This window comes from Xanthomonas hortorum (assembly GCF_040279205.1).
In the GTDB taxonomy this organism is placed as follows: Bacteria; Pseudomonadota; Gammaproteobacteria; order Xanthomonadales; family Xanthomonadaceae; genus Xanthomonas; species Xanthomonas hortorum_F.
The window spans coordinates 1-482 of sequence record NZ_JBEOLS010000141.1 but is presented as its reverse complement, the minus strand read 5'-3'; the positions used below and the strand labels follow the sequence as shown (position 1 = coordinate 482).

1 protein-coding gene and 1 pseudogene are annotated in these 482 nt (G+C 59.1%); both read right to left on the bottom strand.

The features are described from left to right. Positions 1-159: pseudogene (locus ABS769_RS22550) on the bottom strand (IS5/IS1182 family transposase); the annotation flags it as partial. A 51-nt stretch (positions 160-210) separates the two neighbouring features. Beyond that, positions 211-482 (bottom strand): transposase (locus ABS769_RS22545; protein WP_345785026.1); only part of this gene is annotated, 272 nt, incomplete at its 5' end.

Here is a 482-nt window from a genome sequence, read left to right as displayed (position 1 = left end):
CGGCTGCCGACCTGGCCGCCCCGACACCGGATAGTGCGGTGCGATCAGCCCGAGCAGTTGCTGCCACGGAACCACCTGCTCCATCTCGGCCAGAAAGATCTCGCGCCGGGTCTGCTTGCGTTTACCCAGGCCCTCAGCGTCACCGAACGTCAGTTGCATGGATGATTCCTCACTCTGTGGCAATAGTGTCGCGCATCTGCTGTGCTTTGTTCAGAGGCTCCCTAGGACGAAGCTGAGGAATCCAAGGAACATGACATCCAGCTTGTCGAAGCGCGAGAAAATCCGGCGGTAGCCTTTCAAGCGACGGAACAGTCTCTCCACTTCGTTGCGCCGCTTGTACATCTCCCGGTTGTACTCCCAAGGCTCGACCCGATTGGATTTCGGCGGGACCACCGGCACGAAGCCAAGATCGAGCGCTAACTGGCGGGTTTCGTTGCCTTCGTAAGCACGGTCCATCAACAAATGAATCGGCCGCTCCACTG